Genomic DNA, 19,625 nt, shown 5'->3' on the forward strand with positions numbered 1-19,625 from the left:
TGTAAGAGACGGGAAAGGTTATTCATTTGAAATTCTAAGAGGAAAGGTTCTTTATGGTCAAGCCTATAAAACCAAAGCCATTTTTTCGTATAATAAATTTTCGCCGACAATACACTATGTAACTGGTCCTTCGACCCGCTCGTCATTAAATATGATCCAAAATCTTATGAATTCGTACAAACAGATATCAGGAGCCGATATTGATAGGTTAAAATTAGGACTATTCTAAATAGAATAAGCTGCCACAGATTTTTCTGTAGCAGCTTATTTTTGTTTGTGCTATTTCTTCTTGCGAAGATATCCGTCATCATCATATTTCTTAGCTATATGCTGTGCAGCTTCTCTTTTGGTATAATGTTGCGATCTGACTATATACCAAAAATCATCAAGATCGATCAAGTTTTACACCCTCTTTTTTTTATTTAATTCTATACTATATTATATCATATTTTCTAAAAAAGTTTACATTTATCAACACGGAAGTTGAAATAGCCAAGTTCAGAGGATGCCGCTTCTTATCTTATTTCTCATTCCAGTACTTATCCACATACTTTTCTGCATCTTCCTGTGCCAGCTCATACTGTTTCAGCACAAGTGAGATAGTCTGTTCTTTTGTTTGGCCTAGTTCTCGAGCAATTAAAACAGCCCCTCTAACGCCTTCTTCAAAACCTTCGTCATGGATACACTTTTCATCACGTTCACTAAAACTTGTAATACACAAAAGTTCCACCTCCGATTTGTTTTTTCTGAGAAATCTCTTTATTGCAAAGCTTTCAGGCATTTCATCGATAGCTATATCCACAGCTTCTTCTATACCCATTTCTTTGCATAGAGTTCTAACTTTTTCTACAAACCACGAATAGTTCATCAATGGTTTGCACGCATTAAGCAGTTCTTCGTTGTTGCCCATATTAATATTAAGCATTAATACCGAAAGTTCTATATCCGACTCTTTTTCAAAGCTGTCAGATAGTTTGAGAACTTTTCTTTCTTCCTGATAATCTGTTCCGTTGTAGAAACAAATACATTTTGGCGTAGGCAGTTTAAATCTTTTTCTTAAATATAGGCTCAGATTGTTTTGGCACGATTTCAGTTTCTTCGCCAGTGCTCATATTGAACACTTCCTTTCTGTTATTATACCTCTTTTCAGAGGCTTATGTCAAGTCTATTTTTCCTCTGTTGCTGACCTCAACAAAAGAAAAAGGTCAACAAAAAAGAGAGCATCTTATATTTAACCATATATAGCAAGAAGTCCCCCACCTCTTAGGTGGTGGATGAATTGCCTCTCTACGATACTTGACCAAACTTGAGAAAAATGCTATACTGAAATCAGTCGAATGAAAGAGAAAGGCTGAAAAACTATGGAATTAGACAACAACGCACATTCAATATTTTTGTTGCACTATTATTTAGTGCTTGTAGTAAAATATCGTAGACAGGTTTTTTATGATGAGATATCAAAACGATCAAAAGAGATATTTGAGTATATATCACCAAAATACAATATTACTTTGCAGGAATGAAACCATGATAAGGACCATGTACATATATTATTCAAAGCACATCCCAACTCGGAAATCAGCAAATTCATAAACGCATATAAAAGTGCAAGCAGTAGACTTCTGAAAAAAGAATTTCCGCAAATACGCCAAAAACTTTGGAAAGAATATTTCTGGAGTCAGAGCTTTTGTTTGCTAACAACAGGTGGAGCATCGATTGAAGTGATAAAGAAATATATCGAAAGCCAAGGACAAAAAAACCGAAAAAGGAAGTGAAACCATGGCGAACAAGGCATACAAATTCAGAATATATCCAAACACAGAACAGCGGGTCTTGTTTGCTAAGACTTTTGGCTGCGTTCGATTTGTATACAATCGCATGTTGGCGGATAAAATTAAGTATTATGAAAAAACCAGAAAAAAGTTGAATAATACACCCGCTCAATACAAAAAAGAATTTGAATGGCTGAAAGAAGTAGACAGCCTTTCACTAGCAAATGCTCAAATGAATTTGCAGACAGCGTACAACAGTTTTTTTAGAAGTCCTAAAATTGGTTTTCCGAAATTCAAATCCAAGAAATCTAACCGCAAGAGTTATACAACAAATTGCATAAACGGAAATATTTTGATGGAGAATGGTTATCTGAAACTTCCGAAAATCGGCTTTGTTAAGCTGAAACAGCATAGGCAAATTCCATCTGATTACAAGCTGAAATCTGTTACAGTTAGCCAAACTCCAAGCGGAAAGTATTATGCAAGCGTTCTTTTTGAGTACGAAAGTCAAGTACAAGAAAAAAGAGCCTCATAATTTCTTGGGTTTAGATTTTTCCATGCACGAGTTGTACAAGGATAGCAATGGAAATGAACCATCATATCCAAGATACTACAGACAGGCTGAGAAGAAACTAAAACATGAACAACGCAAGTTGTCCCTTATGCAAAAAGGCTCTAAGAATCGAGGTAAACAACGTGTCAGAGTTGCAAGACTACATGAAAAAGTAGCCAATCAGCGTAAGGATTTTTTGCACAAACAATCAAGGCAGATAGCCAATGCTTATGATTGCGTATGCATAGAAAATCTGGATATGAAAGCAATGTCACAGGCTCTGCATTTCGGCAAATCTGTTTCGGACAACGGTTGGGGAATGTTCACAACGTTCTTACAATACAAACTTGAAGAACAAGGCAAAAAGCTTGTTAAGATAGACAAATTCTTTGCAAGCAGTCAGATTTGCTCGTGCTGTGGTTACAAAAATCCCGAAACAAAAAATCTTGCGGTTAGAGTATGGGTTTGTCCAGAATGTGGCACACATCACGATCGAGATGTGAACGCTGCAATCAATATCAGAAACGAGGGCATGCAAATCGTTTTCGCATAATGATAGATCAAAAACCGTGGGACACACGGGGTTAGCTCGCTTATGCTTAGTACATTAGTACTATCGAACGAGAACCTACTGCTTGCTTTTGCAAGAGGAAGCCCCCACCTCTTCTGGTGGGGGAGGATGTCACTGCCCGAAAAATCAAAGTTTGTTAAATTCGAGCACTCTGAAAAACAATAGGCAGGAATCACATCACTTTTGCAATTCCATTTGACTGAACTTAGTTTTTCACAGCTATAAAAGGAGCGTCCTTTACCTCCTTATATTTCCACTGATTTTTATATAAGTAAAATCTCAAAATGGAAAATGAAATCAATGAAAACACTTATAGCCTCTGATAGGTATGAAGATATAAGTTTTGGTATAAAATTAAACAATGGAAATATAGGGCATGATAGCGATGTATATAACTTTCCATATTTCTGTTCTTTTCTCGTTAAGTCTTTTCTTAAACAAACATTTTGATTTATCACAAACAAAGTATAGACATTTTATGCGAAATGTGATATTCTTATATTATTTCCATTGTTAATATTGCACTTTGACAAATGTTGTCGAAACGAGCAGACATTCTGATTATACCCAAAGAATGCCTGCTTTGTTTTTTTGCAATGAGATTGATTTTTCTGTATAATGGGCATACTATAGATAATAAATGTTAAAGTTACACGAATGTAAAAACAAAATATTTGTTTTTACGCTTGACTTTTTTAATTGATTGTATTATAATAATATTGAAAGGAGCTGATAATCGGTGATTAAAGTTTTAAAAATATCTGCCGAAGGTCTTCCACTATGCGATGGAAAATGTGAAATCAACTTTATCAATACACAAAGAACAACCTCGAATGATACCGAAGGAATGTTTAAACTTTCTTCCTCAAACGCCAACAGGCTGTATACAAATAATATAGAAAGTTTTTTTGGAATCAATGCTTCCGGAAAGACCACAATTTTAAGGCTTATTTCTTTTGTTTTTTCTGTTTTAAACAACGAGCAAATAAATAATATAAAATACTGTGGAATACTTGGGGAAGGCAACGAGCAGAATGAGATTGTTTTTAATATTGTATTTGCAAACTGCGATACTGTAAACCTGCTGCACACAGTTATTAAATATGCAGATGAACACTATATAATAACTGAGGAATATATTAAGTCTAGAAAGTTGCTCGCATCTGACAACAAAACAAGCATCTTTGACTTTTCTTCGGCAACAATGATAATGAAAAGGAAAGATGACGAACAATACCTAGTAGACGATATGAGCATTATCGTGGGATACAAAAAAGCAGAAAAAACAACGATCGTATTTACTGATATGCTTGAAATCACAAATATGAACAGGCTCAAACTCTTAAAAGAATATCCTCTAAGCGTTCTATCTTATTTTGATTCCAAGATAGAATATATAAATACTAGGGAAATCAACGGAAAAACGGTTATATATCTTAAGTTCCGAGGAGAAAAAGAGAAAATTCTATATGATCTTGCAGAACTCAATACCTATTTATCTTCAGGAACGATAAAAGGAATAAATATTTTTGGAAGAGCTATATCTCTTTTTGAAACTGGAGGATATCTTATAATTGATGAACTAGAGAATCACTTCAATCAGGAGATCGTGTCAACGCTGATAAGATTCTTCACGAACAAAAAAGTAAATCCGCATGGGGCAACCCTTATTTTCTCCACACATTACTCCGAACTCCTTGAACGCATAAAAAGAAATGACTGCATTTATATTGTGGAAAACAAAGATAAAATCACAATAACTCCATTAAATGAACGAATGCAGAGAAATGATGAAAATAAAGTGCAATCGTTTAAAAGTGGGCTCATAGGCAATACTGCTCCTTCATATGAAGCATATATCCAGCTCAAAAAAAGTATCATAAATAAGGTGGAGACAAAGCCATGACAGAAGAAGTATATATAGCCTGCATCTGTGAAGGAGCTGCAGAAGAAACTATAATTGATATTTTACTTGATAATGATAAACTTATATTTTCAAGAAAAGATATGATTGAAGAGGACCCCATAAGATGCAGGGGCGCAAAAAACTTTGAACGAGAATACTTGAATAAAAGTTTTTCAAAGAAAATAAGGATATACCGCATTCTTGATTCAAAACGAGAAAAATTCAAGCTTAGTGATGCATATAAAGATAAAGTTGAGGTCATTAACGTCATCACCTCTCCCGAAATTGAGATGCTCGTTATTATCAGTGAAAATAAATATAATGAGTATAAAAAGTCGAAAGAAAAGCCAAGCATATACTGTGTGAAAAACTTGAAATTCAAAAATGTAAAGAGTGAGAAATTTATAACACACTATTTTTCGGATGTTACAAAGCTGATTTCTGCTATAAAAGAATATAGGCGTGTGTCAAAACCGGAACCTGAGTTCAAGTTTTTAAGCGATTTACTTAAATAATAGGGAAACACCTTTGTTTGCTCTTGCCAAAATTAATATAATATAATGTTACTGGAAATATCTTATTCTGTCATTACATGGGAGCTATAAAGATGCATTCTATAAATGTCCACTTTGCAACTGACCTTCTACAAAATTAAAATCTAGCGTTTTGCCTATAATTTGACGAGTCGCAAGATTTTCTGCTGATGTATTTTTTGTGCAATGGTCACATTTTAAGTTACTATCTTTTGTGCATTTGTAACGAATTTTTATAGAAAGTTGTTTTTGTAAGTCCGAAATTTGACTATGTTTTTAACTTACGCTATAATTAATTATAGAAAGAAAACAACAATTAAGGTCTTTCACATATATAATAATTTGCTAAAAAAGCGGAAAGGGGTAATTATGAAAATAAACATTAAAAGAATCATAGCAGGTGTTATGGCCGCCGCTATTTTATCTTCTTCGACTATAATGCCTTCATTAGCTTTAGAAGAAGCGTATTACGGCGATAATGAAAAGGCATTTATAGAAAGTCTTGATAAGAATTTGGATACATATTCAAAGGTAAGAGCCATTGCAAATTATGTATCTAACATAGATGACGCTAATAAAAACTGTCAGGTCGCAGCGGGATATATGTATACCCTCTGTGAAGCAACAGGAATAAGATGTTCCATAAGAACTAGAGCAAGGAACGATACGATCGCTGCTCAGGACCACGTTAACAATGTTGTTGATATAGATGGAACTCCATATATTGTTGATGCAAATTTTGCTAAAGGAAAACCTTTATTCTATTCTGCTGTTAATTATCCATATTACTGCAGCAACTCAGAACATAAGTCAAGAGGCTTTTCTGACGGCAAATTTGTATACCATGTACTTGATGATGGCACACTTACAATCTGCGAGTGTTTGATGTGGGACTATAGCAATGTTGTATTTCCAACAGAAGCAACAAATCCAAAGACTGGAGAGACAATAAAGGTCACTGCTGTAAACAATATTGAGTTTGTAGATTCAAACGCAGTAAGGAGCGTTACAATTCCTGACGAAATTGTAACGCTAAGAGAAAGAGCGTTTTATAACCTTAAGAGTCTTGAAAAGGTAACTTTGGGTGCTGGCATCACAGCATTGCCAGCTCATTGTTTTGACGGCTGTGAAAAGCTTTCAGATATCAATCTTGACAACGTTATAAGCTATGATGATGAAAGCTTGACCGGAACGAGCCTCTCTAGCGTCACAGTGAATTGCAATGCAACATTTCTGGCAGGATCCTTTAATAGCAATAAGAGTCTCGTGTCAATAACTCTTCCAGACAATCTTATAAGCATTCCCAAATATATGCTGGCAGACTGCACCAATCTTGTGGATTTCAAACTTCCAACAGCAACAACTGAGATTAAAGATATGGCCTTTGCGGGTTGTACAAAGCTCGAACTAACAGTTCCGGATACAGTTGTGACTTTTGGAAGGAATTGTTTCGAAGATGTCAAAATGGTCTACTGCACATCCAACAGTGCCTGCGCTAAGTATTGTGAAGAAAACGGCGTAAAGTATAAGCTAACAGACGTTGCACCACCAAATGCAAATGATTTTGAGGTAACTCTTTCTGAAGACTCTTTTGTATACAGTGGTTATGAGGAAAAGCCAGAGAATGTTACTGTATACTATAAAGGAAAAGAACTTTGGGGAGCAAGCCCATATGTGGATAATCCGGATTATTCGGTTCAGTATACGAACAATATAAATGCAGGAACAGCTTCCGTCGTTATAACCGGTATGGGTGATTATATCGGGACAAAGGTCGTTAACTATACGATCAATCCTCTTGCTCTCACAAGCAAGAGCTCAAGAATAAACTTCGCCGACGGTTCAATGGGACAGTATAAATGTACCGGTTCAGAGATAAAGCCAAAGATCAATGTGTTTAAGAGTGACGATGATACACGTCTGACTGAAGGCAAGGATTATAAAGTATCCTACTCGGATAACATAAATGCAGGAACAGGAACTATAAAAGTAACCTTTATGGGTAACTATACAGGTTCCATTTCCAAAACATTTAAAATAACCCCAGCTCATCAGCACACATTTGGCTCTTGGAAAATAACAAAGGTCCCTACTTGCACAACTGACGGAGAGCAGAAGAGAAGCTGTACAAGTAAGGACTGCGGCCATTATACCGAAACAGCAACGATTCCAGCTAAGGGACATTCATATAAGATAACAAGTGAAGCCAATCCTTGCACCGGTGGTAAGGTAACATATACTTGTTCAAAGTGTGGTGACTCATATACAGAAGACGTTGCAGCTCAGGGACATAAGTATGTTGATACGGTTGTTGCTCCAACTTGCACAACTGGCGGATATACACTTCACACCTGTTCCGTATGTAAAAAATCATACAAGGATAACGAAACGCAGCCAACTGGTCACAAGTATATAACTAATACAGTTGAAGCTACTTGTGAGACAGACGGATATACTGAAAAAAAGTGTTCTAATTGCGATTATTATACAAAAACCATTATTCCTAAGAAGGGACACACTCCTTCTTCCGAATGGACAGTAATAAAGCAGACTACTTGCGCTGAAGCTGGTGAGCAGGTAAGATACTGTACGACCTGCAACAAGATCATTGAAAGAAAATCCATAGATAAGCTTGCTCATACACCTGCAGACGAATGGATAATAACAAAACAGCCAACTTGTGCTGAGTTTGGTGAACAGGTAAGATACTGTACGATCTGTGGAGAGGTCGCTGAAAAGCAGGAGATAACAAAGCTTCCTCATACGTCAAGTGATTGGATAATCGATAAGGAAGCGGCTCCGGGTATAGCAGGCTCCATGCATACAGAGTGTACAGTGTGCCATGAAAGGCTTGAAACGGCAACAATACCGGCTCTTGCTAGGATAGATATAAGTGAAGCAGACGCTACGCTTTCAACGTCAATATATGAATATGACGGTGGATATATGAAGCCTGGCGTTGTTGTAAAGCTAAACGATACATTACTTGTCGCAGGTAAGGATTATACTGTATCATATATCAATAATAAGAAGGTTGGTACGGCAACCGTGATCGTTAACGGAATTGTACATTATACTGGTTCTATTTCAAAGACCTTTACTATAAATCCTGCAAAGCAGAACATTCAGAAGATTGAAACCAGATACGGCGGTTTCTTTGTGGACTGGGCTCAAAAGGGAAGTGCTACTGGTTATGAAATTCAGTATGCGACAAACTATGGCTTTACAAACGCTGAAACAAAGAGACTTACGGCAAATAAGCCGGATACAGTCACAATAAGCGGTCTTTATCGTGGACGCAATTACTTTGTAAGAGTACGTTCTTACACTATTGTAAGAGGTTCTACATACTATGGAGAATGGTCTCCTATAAAAAACGTGGTAACAGCGTCCAAGAATATGTCTTCTGTATCTATCTCAAATATTTCTACCAAGAGTTTTACCGGTAAGGCTATTGCACAGTCAGCAAAACTCAAGCATAGCGGAAGTACACTAAAAAACGGCAGAGATTACACGGTTTCATACAGCAGCAATAAGAATGTTGGCACAGCTACTATTAAGTTTACTGGCAAGGGCTCATATGGCGGTGTTGTAACTAAGACCTTTAAGATAAACCCTGCAAAGCAGAATATACAGAAGCTTAAGTCAAAGAGCAGATCATTCTTTATCGACTGGGCTCAAAAGGGAAGTGCTACTGGTTATGAAATTCAGTATGCAACAAATTCCAAGTTCAGCGGAGCTAAAAAGGTAACTGTTACAAACAACAAGACCGATAAAAAGACCATTTCCAAGCTGAGTGGCAAGAAAAAGTATTACGTTCGTGTAAGGTCCTACACAACTGTAAAGGGTAAAAAGTACTATGGTGCATGGTCCTCTACAAAGAGCGTAACTACTAAGAGATAACGCTTATTTCCTAATATTCTCCTTTATTATATTTTTTGAGGGTATGAGTTTTTTTGAGCTCATACCCATTTTTCTTCATATATAAAGAAAAGCGGTACCCTCTTTTCAGAGGATGCCGCTTCTTATCTTATTTTTCGTTTCAATACATTTTTAGATAGTTTTTCAGTTTCGCTACTAAAAAAGCTACACTACGCAAGATATTTTTTAGTGTGTTCTGTCTGCTCAAAAACGAGCTTGCCATTCTTTTCACGGCGTATCAGCAAAACCAACGGACACGGAGTATCATCAAGAAGTCCATTTGAACCTTTGCTTGGATCACGGTAAGACAACGCCACCGTATTCTTATTCCAGGATTGTGACAACTTTTCAGCCGTATCAAAGTTAAGCCCCTGCTGCTTGCAATAATCTTTAATTTCGTTTCTCCATTCATCAAAAAGTTTGCACATAATATCACTCCTTTTGGAAAGTAAGATATTGACCTTGTGAGTTATAAATAACGCTTGTGTTATGCTTGAAACACTTGAGTATCTCGTGATCTCCAAGGGAAGCAACCAAGCAATTATATCCGGTACCGGGGTGTGTATGCCCACTCCAACGATAGCCCTGAGCTGCAAGCTTTTTAGCCTGCTCGGTATCAAGATTTACCATTGAGGAATTACCACGAATTATGAGCCTATTCTTGCCCTTTGTGAACAATGCGAACTCATCACCTGTGTGAGCAGTCAACGCCGAAAGATCAGCCATATTAACGCTTTTCTTATCGACTATTACTTTGCTGTCAAACTCAGAAAGCTTTTCGAGTAGATCCTTTTGGCGATTATTAAGCTCAACACCAAAAGTAAGAACAGCGTTTGGATTGCCCTTACCTGTATGTTTCTGCTCAATAGGCAATTCAATAGGTTTTTCTATTGAATTTATCATTATATTTTCAACTACATTTCTATTATTATACCTCTTTGCAGAGGCTTCTGTCAAGTCTATTTTCCCTCTGTTGCTGACCTCAACAAAAGAAAAAGGTCAACAAAAAAGAGAGCATCTTATATTTAAGACACTCTCTACTGAAGACATATTAACTTGTATTTGCATTATATCGCATAGTCGAATGACGCAGTATAATAAAACTTGACAAGTTACAATCAAAAGCCCATAAAAAAAGTCCCTCGGCTCACCACCGAGGGACTTTCATTTATGTCAGAAAGATTACTTTGTCATTGCTGCAACTTCGTCAGCGAAGTTCTCTTCCTTCTTCTCTACGCCTTCGCCTCTCTCGAAACGAACGTACTCAACAACGTCGATCTTGCCGCCAAGCTTCTTAGCTACAGACTCAACGTACTTGCCAACAGATACCTTATCATCCTTAACGAATGCCTGCTCAAGGAGGCAGTTCTCAGAATAGTATTTGCCGATCTTACCGTCGATGATCTTGTGCTTAACCTGCTCAGGCTTGTTAGCCATCTTAGGATCCTCAGCCATCTGAGCCAGCATGATCTCTCTCTCCTTGTCAAGAGCGTCAGCAGGAACAGCCTCTCTGTTCAGATATGCAGGATTCATAGCTGCAACCTGAAGTGCACAGTCCTTACCAGCAGCAAGGAGCTCAGCATTGTCAGCTGCTATATCAGAATCAAGCTTTACCATAACGCCGATGCTGCCTGCACCGTGAACGTAAGGAACAAGAATGCCTTCCATTCTCTTGAATCTTCTGATTACCATGTTCTCTCTGATCTTGATGAACAGATCCTGAAGTGTCTCTTCAACTGTCTTGTCACCGCCGCTGATCTTTGTTGCCTTAAGTGCGTCAACGTCAGCAGGGTTTGTCTCGATTACTGTATCAGCAACTGCTGCAACGAAAGCCTTGAACTCATCATTGTTAGCAGCAAAGTCTGTTTCGATGTTTACTTCAAGAACGCAGCCTACGTTGCCCTTAACTACAGCTGTGCAGATACCCTCTGCTGCAACTCTGCCGCTCTTCTTAGCCTGTGTAGCAAGTCCCTTTTCACGGAGAAGTGTTACTGCCTTTTCCATATCGCCGTCAGCTTCTACAAGAGCCTTCTTGCAGTCCATCATGCCAACGCCTGTTGCTGTCATAAGTTCTTTGATCTCTGCTACGGATACCTTACCCATTATTATTCCTCCTAGTGTTTTATATCGAAATAGGCAGACAAATATACTATAAATGCCTGCCTGAAATTTCAGCTCTTATTCAGCAGCCTCGTCAGCTTCTTCCACCTTATCTGCCTCTTCAGCGGACTCAGCGTCCTCACCCTGTCTGCCTTCGATTATAGCGTTAGCCATGCAACCAGCGATAAGCTTAACTGCTCTGATAGCGTCATCGTTACCTGGGATAACATAATCAACATCGTCAGGATCGCAGTTTGTGTCAACGATAGCTACTACAGGTATGCCAAGCTTCTTAGCCTCTGCTACAGCGATCTTTTCCTTTCTTGGGTCAACAACGAAAAGTGCGCCTGGAAGCTTCTTCATGTTCTTGATACCGCCCATGAACTTTTCAAGCTTTTCTATCTCAAGCTTCAGCTTAACAACTTCCTTCTTAGGGAGAAGGTCGAATGTGCCGTCCTCTTCCATTGTGTGGAGCTGCTCAAGTCTCTTGATTCTCTGCTGGATCGTCTTGTAGTTTGTCATCATACCGCCGAGCCATCTTGCATTTACATAATGTGCATTAGCTCTCAGTGCCTCTTCCTTGATAGAATCTCCAGCCTGCTTCTTTGTACCTACGAAAAGTACCTCTTCGCCATTAGCTGAGATGTCACGGATAAACATATAAGCTTCTTCAAGCTTCTTAACGGTCTTCTGAAGATCGATGATGTAAATTCCGTTTCTTTCTGTGAAAATGTATGGAGCCATTTTAGGGTTCCATCTTCTTGTCTGGTGACCAAAGTGTACACCAGCTTCAAGAAGCTGCTTCATTGATACTACTCCCATTGTAGTAACCTCCTGTTTGGTTTTAGATTTCTGCTTTCGCAGATGTTTTTATCCTCCGGACGGCTTTACTTGCTTTCACCTGTCTTACGGCAGGACCAACGGCAAAAACCTGTCCGTGCGAATTGCTTTAATATTATATCATATTTTCTGTTTCATTTCAAGAGCTTTCGACAATTTATTTTAACAAATTTTCGATTTTTACAGTTCTGCTCTTTGTGCATACTGCACTATCGTTGAATTTTACAAGTATGGTATCTTCGCCGATAAGCTCAATATCCGAGCATTTTATGATAATATCCTCATCTCTGCCCATGATACCGAAAGCCCTTGGTTTGCCATAGACGATCAGTGAAACTATATTCGCTCCCTGAGTATCCATTTCTATATCATCAACATAGCCTATTTTCAGTCCTGTTCGCATATTGACGACCTCTTTATTTCGTAAGCTTGAAAAACTACATATCATGAAACCTTCCCCTTTCAAAAAAAGTGCATACCCTTTATAATAGGTATGCACTTTGGGGATCGTCCTATGTATGATCGTTTTTGTTTTTGTAATACATCTCCAACTGATCGTTATACAAATGCTTTATATATAAAGCTATTGTGTTTATGTACATTGCATTTGTAGGCTTTGTTCCGTTAGCAAGGCAACTTTCAAAAAGCATTTGCTTATCCACAGGCTTCATTTTTTCCCAGCCTGAAACTATAGCACTTCTTGTTGAGCGTTCAATAGCTGCAGCGTTTTTTCCGTATTGTTTTTCAATGTCCTTATAAAGTTCGCCTATTTGTACTTTATTACCGCTATATTTGAATATAATAAGAAATATCATGTAGTAGATATGGTCATATCCTGAATGCTTGCGGTTTATGCCCGTTGATGTTATGATCCTATGTATCTCCTTTGAAATATTCTGTTTAAGGATATCAGGATCGACAGGTATCCTTTTTAGCTTGTCAAGCATATAGTGGCATACGTTCTCAGCGTTGTATGGCATAAGTATGTGCAGAATATCATCATAATCGAGAAGAATACGGATCGTTTCTGTGTCATCATAAGTGTAGATGTTATATATTATGGGATGAATGTCATCTTCGTGAAGTATCTCACGAAAATGCAGAAGCTTTTTATATCCCAGCTTACAGCAGTCAATAACGATAACGTCAGGAGTATATTTTACAGCACCTATCTCAAGCTCTATTTCAGTATCACCGCATATATGGACCTTTGTACCCTTGCGTCTCAGTTCCTCGGTCAACAGTTTATGCTGGCCGTCATATGACTCGGAAATAAGGACCGAATATTCAGTCAGCATACACTTCAACTCCCTTATGACGATTTAACATAATAATACCTACATATATTATATCAAATTTTTTGACTGCAAGCAACTTTAACGGCACATTATTAATCGAATTGTTTCAAAAATGTGACTGTAATGTAATTGTATATATCAAAAATATTCATAAACGTCGATTTAACGTATTGCGACAGACGTTAGATACTTTTCTTGATGTGTTCCAATGCACCTTTTTCAAGCCGTGATACCTGTGCCTGAGAGATGCCAATATTTTTTGCTACCTCCACCTGAGTTTGTCCTTTGAAAAAGCGCAGGAAGAGTATATTACGTTCACGAGGCTGAAGCTCGCTCATGGCTTGCTTCAATGAAAGCTCTTCAAGCCAGCTTTTATCGTCACAGTTGTCGCTCACCTGATCCAACACATAAAGAGCGTCGCCGTTGTCAGAATACACAGGCTCATAGAGTGAGACCGGGTCGGTTATGGCTTCAAGGGCAATGACCACCTGACTAGGCTTTTCGGTGATAGTGTCTGCTATCTGCTCAACAGTAGGCTCTTTCTGGTTTTCACATATGAGCTGTTCTTTTGCCTGCATTGCTTTATAAGCAAGGTCACGGAGAGAACGGCTCACCCTCATGGGTTGAAAATCACGAAGAAATCTTCTAAGCTCTCCTGCTATCATAGGCACAGCGTAGGTAGAAAACTTCACATCAAGAGAGGTATCGAAATTATCTATCGCCTTGATAAGCCCCACAACACCCACCTGAAAAAGGTCGTCAGGGGAGTCGCTTCGACTCACAAACTTCTGCAAAACGCTCAGCACGAGCCTGAGATTGCCGTTTATAAGCTCCTCACGGGCTTTCTTGTCACCTGAATGGGCTTTTTTCAAAAGCTCCAGCTTTTCCGACTCTTTCAGCGTTTTAAGCTCATTGGTGTTCACTCCGCTTATCTCAACTTTATTGTACTGCATCGCACGCTCCTGTTAAAAAGCAGCATTTTATGCTGCCGTGATAATATAATTATTACCTTTCAATCAGGAACTATACAGATATTTTTCAGGAAAATCTGACCATAAAAAAATGCAGAGCCGTGTGACTCTGCATTAGTTCTATTCTTTTCTGTCGCTCTTGCGCTGATAGTAGACCGCTAGTATCGCTGTTATTATGGCTGATATGCAAAATGCCAGCAGAAGCTTGTTGGATATTTTTCTGTTTATGAAATTCATTGTAGGGTTGAGTATATCCAATATCCAGAATACAATGAACATTCCCGCAAGTATTATCGTGATATGTGGGAGAATTTTGCTTAGTCTTTTCATTTTTATCCTCCTATATAGATAATGTCGCTGAGGTCACGTCCACCGCCGTCAGGAGCGTTCACAATGCTGTTGTTGAAGTACATCATAGCGGACTTTCCACCGTCAAGATTGAACGCAGACATACAGCCCTCATCGCTCATGATAGCCGCAAGCTCGCTGAGAGTTGCGCCCTTTGAGTAGCCTTCGTTTCTGCCGTCAACTGTCACGAAAATATAGTGGCCTGCCGACACACAGCCGATAGCTGAACGTGGATTTGAACTGTTGAGATATTTTGTTGTGTTGAACGTTTCAAGAACGTTGCCACTTCCGTCAAGAAGTGCAGGACCAAAGTTCCAAGCCTGCCATGCACCCTTTGCTATAACAGCGTCGCTGTCATATTCAGACGGGGAGTAGGTCTGCATTGTGCCGTCTGTGAACAGCACGCACACGTCTGCGTCGTTGACATCATCACGGTATTTTATACCGTTTCTTATAACGATACTGCGTTCCGAATTACCATAGAAATCACCGTTTATGGCGAAAAGAGCTTTGTTTTCCACCGCCATACTGAATACTGAGTCCTTGATGTTCTTACCGAATTCTCCGTCTGCAAAGGCGGCTTTTATCTCGCTTGCGCTTGTGACATAAACATCAGCCACAAAATAGGTTATCTTGTTGCTGCCCTCACCGATAGATTTTTTGTATACTGTCACCTGAGCATTGTCAGTTGAAGCCGAACCAAGCTCCTCAGAGGTTATGGCACCGTTTGTTATACTGCTTATAGCATTCTGGTCTGAACGATAGTCGGCAGTGTCCTGATTGCCCCAGTTCCTGTGGTTCGTCTGCTCAGTACGCAGTGTGGTTGTAGCCTTTTCTGCCTGCGGAGCTGTTGTGGTAACTGCAGGCTCGCTATCGTCCTGTGCTGTGCTTTCTTCCTGCGAGTTGTCAGCCGCATTTGGCAGGGTGAAGCTACCCTCTGCGGAGCTGTCAACTGTTGCGATCACTTCTCCCTTTACTCCTGAACTTTGCGGCATAACGTAGTCAAAAAGCATGAACACGCCTATCGCTGCCGCTGTAAGCACGACGTCCGTTATGACCATTGCCCAGACAGGCATTGGCTTTTTTGTCTTATTCGTCAATTTTTCTTTCCCTCTTTCTGAAAACGAAACTTTTTTGCGCCGCCCAGCTTATAAAGAAAAGCAGCACTTCTATAAGTATTTTGCTGATATATTTGTTGTGTATGAGATATTTCACACATAGCTCCAGCATTATTGTGTTTGCAGCTAGTATGAATGCGGCAAGCAGAAAGTATTTTGCGGCTGTCTTTGCAATGCCTTCCTTATTTTTAAAGACGAACTTTTTGTTCATCGAAAAGTTGAAAATGGAGCTTATCACTCTTGCGCATATGTTAGAAAATGCTACGCTCCCGCTTATCATTGCGAAAATGCTGTAGAAAATATAGTCCACGCAGAAGCTAAGAAGTGATGAGCAGGAGAATTTCAGTATATCCTTGTATATCCTCCATGAGTCTTTGACAGGATTAAAATGTGATGACTCGTTTTTGCCAAGATAAACAGTTTCGATAGGCACTTCATAGAATCTTATGCCTTCTCTTGCACATTCAAGCAGCATATTCATCTCAAACTCATATCTGTCACCGTTTACCGACAGCATAAAAGGTATGAGCTTTGAGGAAAAGCCACGCAAGCCCGTCTGCGTGTCGCTTACCTTTACTCCTGCGGCAAATGAGAAAACGAATTTTGTGATGTTGTTGCCGAATTTGCTTCGCAGTGGTATCTTTCCTGAAAATCTGCGACAACCCATAATAAGCTTGTCAGGGGAGCTTTTCAGGGCTTCCGACACCCTTATTATATCCTCCACCTTGTGCTGTCCGTCTGCGTCTGCAATGACGATGCCCACAGTGTCGGATTCATGTTCTTTTATGTATTCAAGTGCGGTTTTTATGCCACGCCCCTTGCCTTTGTTTACCTCATGGGTGAGAACTATGGCTTTTTTTGCGGCTTCGGCAAAAATCGGCAGCTTATCCTTGCCGCTGCCGTCATTAATGACTATTATATGAAAATCGGTCAATGAAGATATATCGTCAATAACAGCCAGCATTTTTTCATCAGGCTCATAAGCGGGTATCACCGCATAAAATCTATCTATCGCCAAGATATCTTCTCCTTTCATTTATCGTATGGTCTAAGTATATCACATATGCTTTAAAAATACAATAAAACTTCTGAAGAATTTATACATAGTTTATCTGTCGAAATTTTGCGAAAATGAAATTGTGTCAGTATTATTGACAAAATAATAAAAATGTCGTATAATAAAAGATACAATAAAAAATGTACAAATTAATTCAGCAAACGGAGGATTTGATTTCATGGAATATAGAGTTCTTGAAACACGTTCAGCCGATATTCTCACTAAGTACTACAATAACGAGATAGACAGCTTTCTTAATGCCTGCCATGAAGACATTCTGTGGATAGGTCCCGCTGAGAAGCATGTGATACGCACCAGAGAGGCGCTTGTTGATGCTTTTTCGCAAGAAGAACACAAGCTTGAATTTGTGCTCAGCGACCTAAAGGTGTTTTCCATAGGTCTTACTGAAAGATCCTGCGAGGTCATAATGTTTTTCATTTTGGATACGATTTGGCCTGACAGCAGTGTTGGGAGAGCAGATCAAAGGATACAGTTTTCATGGGTGAGTGAGAACGGCGAGGAAAAAATAAAGCTTTGTCACATTTCCAATGCAATTAAATATGATGAACGTGACAGGATATATCCTGTACATTATGAAGAAATATACAAGAAAAATGTCTGTTCAGGTGAAAGGCGTACAAAGAGAGTGATAGTAAATGGCGTAGACAGGTCGCTTGTTTTTCTGGATAGGTCGTGGATAGCTTATGTGGAAAGCAGTGGCAGTCACTGCGTCATATATACCATTGACGGCTCTTTTGAATCAGTGCAGAGCCTTAAGGTGTTTGAAAGACGATATAGGGATATGTTTGTGCGCTGTCATGAAAATTATCTTGTAAATCCTGAATATGTAAGCCGCATAAGCCGTTACAGAATAGAACTTACATATGGCAAGGTGATCCCTATTTCTGAGAAGAATTATACTGCTGTGAAAACAAAATTATCCCATATAACATAAAAACTGGTGAACATTTTGCGTGTTCGCCAGTCTTTTAATCAGCATATTTTTTCTAAATTTCGCCGTATGGATTTTATTATCCGCTTTTCAAGTCTTGATATGTAGGATTGGGATATACCGACTTCATCAGCGACCTGCTTCTGGGTCATTTCTTTTTTGCCTGAGAGCCCGAATCGCATTTTCATTATCTGCTTTTCACGAGGGCAGAGCTTTTCGATCTCCTCCAGAAGAAGCTGTTTCTCAACTTCGCTTTCTATGCCCTTGTTCACGGTGTCGTCATCGGTGCCTAGAATATCGGATAAAAGCAGTTCGTTGCCGTCCCAGTCAACATTCAGCGGTTCGTCTATGGATATTTCATTTTTATACTGATTTGATTTTCTCAGAAACATAAGTATCTCGTTTTCTATGCACCGTGAAGCATAGGTCGCGAGCTTGATGTTTTTATCAGGACAGAAGGTGTTCACAGCCTTGATAAGCCCTATAGAGCCTATTGAGATAAGATCCTCTATGCCTGTGCCTGTTGACTCAAACTTCTTTGCTATATATACCACAAGCCTGAGATTATGCACGATAAGCAGTTCTCGGGCTTTTTTCGGGTCTGTTTCAAGAAGCTCAAAGGCTTTTTTCTCTTCCTCTTTGTTTAGGGGCGGCGGTAACGAATCTGCACCATTTAGGTAATCTATAGTTTCGGGGTCGTCTGAAAACAAACGGCTCAAAAATCTGTTCAGCCCTAGAGCGAGTGTTTTAAGTGTTGTCATTTGTATTCCTCCTGTATTATCCCAGCAATGCGGGGTTGAATATAGCCCGTGACTTTCCGTTCAGCGAGGGCTTTATGCCCACATAGCACCTGACGTTGTGTACACGGTCTTTATCGTCGATTATCTTTACGCTTCCTGCGGCGGTTATGTGGATAATTCCCTCTCCGCTAACAGTAGAGCAGGGGATAAGCCTGAAACCGCTTAGAGGGTCAGGCTCGTCACGGTCAAGGTCATAGTGATAGAAAAGCCTGTCACAGCAGAAAACCACCACTGGCGTTCCTGTGAAGCTGTCGCAAAGTCTGTTCCCACTGTCGCATATGGCAGGGACTTTCACTATACAGCCACCATTTTCGTATATGGCTTCGTATTTTGCGACCCTGTTGAAACACCTGCGTGTGATGTTCTCATAAAGACAGAGCAGACCATATGCTATACCGCAGGCAAGGGCAAGCTTAAATAGAGAGATGTCAAAATACACAGTGAGGTTTCTGAAAAAAATCACCTTGCTCCCTGATATCTGCCAAAGGGTCACCACTATACCCGTGAAAACTGCGTCCACTGCACTGTATATGATAAAGTATCGAAGTAGTTGCCAAGGGTCTTTACACCCAAAGGCTATAAGCACTGTGAATACCGCACTGACAAGCTTTATCACCACAATAAGAACTGCAGCGAAATATCCTCTGCTGTCTATAGCCATAACAAGCGACGAAAGTCCTCCCACCGAGCAAGCTGTCAACAGCCGCAGCGGACTTATGACCTTGTGACATACCCTGCCTGCCGCCTCCAGCATGATAAGCGTCATAATGGCGTTTGTCACAAGTAGTATATCTATGTAAATTTTCATGGCGTTCCTCCCTTTGATATTATGATAGCACTGCTTGAATGGAAAAATTGTCGCAATGGGGACAAAAAAAGATCCGC

18 protein-coding genes and 3 pseudogenes are annotated in these 19,625 nt (G+C 39.3%); 7 read left to right on the forward strand and 14 right to left on the reverse strand.

Annotated features, from left to right (window positions below; genetic code table 11):
• Positions 1-229, forward strand: a 229-nt coding sequence (locus KQH97_RS04155; protein ID WP_216552903.1) for a hypothetical protein, incomplete at its 5' end; no start/stop codon positions are given.
• A gap of 291 nt (positions 230-520) precedes the next feature.
• On the opposite strand, the gene KQH97_RS04160 is transcribed toward KQH97_RS04155, so the two are convergent.
• Positions 521-910, reverse strand: coding sequence for a hypothetical protein (locus KQH97_RS04160; RefSeq protein ID WP_216552905.1), 390 nt, complete (start codon positions 908-910; stop codon positions 521-523).
• Positions 911-1,361: 451 nt separating this feature from the next.
• Here KQH97_RS04160 and tnpA point away from each other — a divergent pair.
• Positions 1,362-1,775, forward strand: a pseudogene (gene tnpA, locus KQH97_RS04165) (IS200/IS605 family transposase).
• Positions 1,776-1,779: 4 nt separating this feature from the next.
• Positions 1,780-2,878: pseudogene (gene tnpB, locus KQH97_RS04170) on the forward strand (IS200/IS605 family element RNA-guided endonuclease TnpB).
• Here the strand turns inward: tnpB and KQH97_RS08855 are convergent.
• A pseudogene (locus KQH97_RS08855) lies at positions 2,812-3,117 on the reverse strand (hypothetical protein); the annotation flags it as partial. The pseudogenes tnpB and KQH97_RS08855 overlap by 67 nt on opposite strands.
• 518 nt (positions 3,118-3,635) lie before the next feature.
• Between KQH97_RS08855 and KQH97_RS08860 the strand changes: the two are divergent.
• The 3 genes from KQH97_RS08860 to KQH97_RS04190 all read left to right on the forward strand — a co-directional run bounded on the left by KQH97_RS08860 (position 3,636) and on the right by KQH97_RS04190 (position 9,238).
• On the forward strand, positions 3,636-4,802 hold the full coding sequence (locus tag KQH97_RS08860; protein WP_216552908.1) for an AAA family ATPase: 1,167 nt from the start codon (positions 3,636-3,638) through the stop codon (positions 4,800-4,802).
• Positions 4,799-5,317, forward strand: coding sequence for a hypothetical protein (locus tag KQH97_RS04185; protein WP_216552909.1), 519 nt, complete (start codon positions 4,799-4,801; stop codon positions 5,315-5,317). Before KQH97_RS08860 ends, KQH97_RS04185 begins: the two co-directional genes overlap by 4 nt.
• A gap of 387 nt (positions 5,318-5,704) precedes the next feature.
• Positions 5,705-9,238 carry a leucine-rich repeat protein gene (locus KQH97_RS04190; RefSeq protein ID WP_216552911.1) on the forward strand — a complete coding sequence of 1,178 codons (3,534 nt, stop codon included), beginning with the start codon at positions 5,705-5,707 and terminating at the stop codon, positions 9,236-9,238.
• A gap of 188 nt (positions 9,239-9,426) precedes the next feature.
• Here the strand turns inward: KQH97_RS04190 and KQH97_RS04195 are convergent, their stop codons facing one another.
• The 10 genes from KQH97_RS04195 to KQH97_RS04240 form a co-directional block, all read right to left on the reverse strand.
• Positions 9,427-9,684, reverse strand: coding sequence for a hypothetical protein (locus tag KQH97_RS04195; protein ID WP_117928428.1), 258 nt, complete (start codon positions 9,682-9,684; stop codon positions 9,427-9,429).
• Positions 9,685-9,688: 4 nt separating this feature from the next.
• On the reverse strand, positions 9,689-10,159 hold the full coding sequence (locus KQH97_RS04200) for a hypothetical protein (protein ID WP_216552913.1): 471 nt from the start codon (positions 10,157-10,159) through the stop codon (positions 9,689-9,691).
• Between the two features lie 279 nt (positions 10,160-10,438).
• Positions 10,439-11,359 carry a translation elongation factor Ts gene (gene tsf, locus KQH97_RS04205; protein WP_022287299.1) on the reverse strand — a complete coding sequence of 307 codons (921 nt, stop codon included), beginning with the start codon at positions 11,357-11,359 and terminating at the stop codon, positions 10,439-10,441.
• A gap of 75 nt (positions 11,360-11,434) precedes the next feature.
• On the reverse strand, positions 11,435-12,178 hold the full coding sequence (gene rpsB / locus KQH97_RS04210; protein ID WP_038671579.1) for a 30S ribosomal protein S2: 744 nt from the start codon (positions 12,176-12,178) through the stop codon (positions 11,435-11,437).
• Positions 12,179-12,353: 175 nt separating this feature from the next.
• On the reverse strand, positions 12,354-12,644 hold the full coding sequence (locus KQH97_RS04215) for a YlmC/YmxH family sporulation protein (protein WP_038671581.1): 291 nt from the start codon (positions 12,642-12,644) through the stop codon (positions 12,354-12,356).
• A 64-nt stretch (positions 12,645-12,708) separates the two neighbouring features.
• A complete protein-coding gene (locus KQH97_RS04220; protein WP_216552915.1) occupies positions 12,709-13,494 on the reverse strand; it encodes a sporulation initiation factor Spo0A C-terminal domain-containing protein in 786 nt (261 codons plus the stop codon).
• A gap of 182 nt (positions 13,495-13,676) precedes the next feature.
• A complete protein-coding gene (gene sigG, locus KQH97_RS04225; protein ID WP_117863719.1) occupies positions 13,677-14,447 on the reverse strand; it encodes an RNA polymerase sporulation sigma factor SigG in 771 nt (256 codons plus the stop codon).
• A 138-nt stretch (positions 14,448-14,585) separates the two neighbouring features.
• The gene (locus KQH97_RS04230; protein WP_038671587.1) at positions 14,586-14,795 is read right to left on the reverse strand and encodes a hypothetical protein; all 210 of its coding nucleotides are present in this window, start codon (positions 14,793-14,795) and stop codon (positions 14,586-14,588) included.
• A gap of 2 nt (positions 14,796-14,797) precedes the next feature.
• Positions 14,798-15,913 (reverse strand): phosphodiester glycosidase family protein, encoded by a 1,116-nt coding sequence (locus KQH97_RS04235; protein WP_253286365.1) that lies wholly within the window; start codon positions 15,911-15,913, stop codon positions 14,798-14,800.
• On the reverse strand, positions 15,903-16,949 hold the full coding sequence (locus KQH97_RS04240) for a bifunctional glycosyltransferase family 2/GtrA family protein (RefSeq protein WP_253286366.1): 1,047 nt from the start codon (positions 16,947-16,949) through the stop codon (positions 15,903-15,905). The genes KQH97_RS04235 and KQH97_RS04240 overlap by 11 nt, the downstream gene beginning before the upstream one ends.
• 217 nt (positions 16,950-17,166) lie before the next feature.
• On the opposite strand from KQH97_RS04240, the gene KQH97_RS04245 reads away from it, so the two are divergent.
• On the forward strand, positions 17,167-17,943 hold the full coding sequence (locus tag KQH97_RS04245) for a LytTR family DNA-binding domain-containing protein (protein ID WP_181983769.1): 777 nt from the start codon (positions 17,167-17,169) through the stop codon (positions 17,941-17,943).
• Between the two features lie 38 nt (positions 17,944-17,981).
• Here the strand turns inward: KQH97_RS04245 and sigE are convergent, their stop codons facing one another.
• Positions 17,982-18,701 carry an RNA polymerase sporulation sigma factor SigE gene (gene sigE, locus KQH97_RS04250; RefSeq protein WP_051706493.1) on the reverse strand — a complete coding sequence of 240 codons (720 nt, stop codon included), beginning with the start codon at positions 18,699-18,701 and terminating at the stop codon, positions 17,982-17,984.
• A 16-nt stretch (positions 18,702-18,717) separates the two neighbouring features.
• Positions 18,718-19,548, reverse strand: coding sequence for a sigma-E processing peptidase SpoIIGA (locus KQH97_RS04255; protein ID WP_216552917.1), 831 nt, complete (start codon positions 19,546-19,548; stop codon positions 18,718-18,720).
• Positions 19,549-19,625: the final 77 nt, after the last annotated feature.

Source organism: Ruminococcus sp. MSJ-25 (genome assembly GCF_018917825.1).
Classification (GTDB): domain Bacteria; phylum Bacillota; class Clostridia; order Oscillospirales; family Ruminococcaceae; genus Hominimerdicola; species Hominimerdicola aceti.

What these genes read in the sequence shown, in the direction of transcription:
- KQH97_RS04255 (WP_216552917.1), bottom strand. Translation starts at nt 19,548, where the DNA reads ATGAAAATTTACATAGATATACTACTTGTGACAAACGCCATTATGACG.
- KQH97_RS04200 (WP_216552913.1), bottom strand. Translation starts at nt 10,159, where the DNA reads ATGATAAATTCAATAGAAAAACCTATTGAATTGCCTATTGAGCAGAAA.
- KQH97_RS04160 (WP_216552905.1), bottom strand. Translation starts at nt 910, where the DNA reads ATGGGCAACAACGAAGAACTGCTTAATGCGTGCAAACCATTGATGAAC.
- KQH97_RS04190 (WP_216552911.1), top strand. Translation starts at nt 5,705, where the DNA reads ATGAAAATAAACATTAAAAGAATCATAGCAGGTGTTATGGCCGCCGCT.
- KQH97_RS04220 (WP_216552915.1), bottom strand. Translation starts at nt 13,494, where the DNA reads ATGCTGACTGAATATTCGGTCCTTATTTCCGAGTCATATGACGGCCAG.
- KQH97_RS04230 (WP_038671587.1), bottom strand. Translation starts at nt 14,795, where the DNA reads ATGAAAAGACTAAGCAAAATTCTCCCACATATCACGATAATACTTGCG.
- tsf (WP_022287299.1), bottom strand. Translation starts at nt 11,359, where the DNA reads ATGGGTAAGGTATCCGTAGCAGAGATCAAAGAACTTATGACAGCAACA.
- KQH97_RS04195 (WP_117928428.1), bottom strand. Translation starts at nt 9,684, where the DNA reads ATGTGCAAACTTTTTGATGAATGGAGAAACGAAATTAAAGATTATTGC.
- KQH97_RS04215 (WP_038671581.1), bottom strand. Translation starts at nt 12,644, where the DNA reads ATGATATGTAGTTTTTCAAGCTTACGAAATAAAGAGGTCGTCAATATG.
- sigG (WP_117863719.1), bottom strand. Translation starts at nt 14,447, where the DNA reads ATGCAGTACAATAAAGTTGAGATAAGCGGAGTGAACACCAATGAGCTT.
- sigE (WP_051706493.1), bottom strand. Translation starts at nt 18,701, where the DNA reads ATGACAACACTTAAAACACTCGCTCTAGGGCTGAACAGATTTTTGAGC.
- KQH97_RS04245 (WP_181983769.1), top strand. Translation starts at nt 17,167, where the DNA reads ATGGAATATAGAGTTCTTGAAACACGTTCAGCCGATATTCTCACTAAG.
- KQH97_RS04185 (WP_216552909.1), top strand. Translation starts at nt 4,799, where the DNA reads ATGACAGAAGAAGTATATATAGCCTGCATCTGTGAAGGAGCTGCAGAA.
- rpsB (WP_038671579.1), bottom strand. Translation starts at nt 12,178, where the DNA reads ATGGGAGTAGTATCAATGAAGCAGCTTCTTGAAGCTGGTGTACACTTT.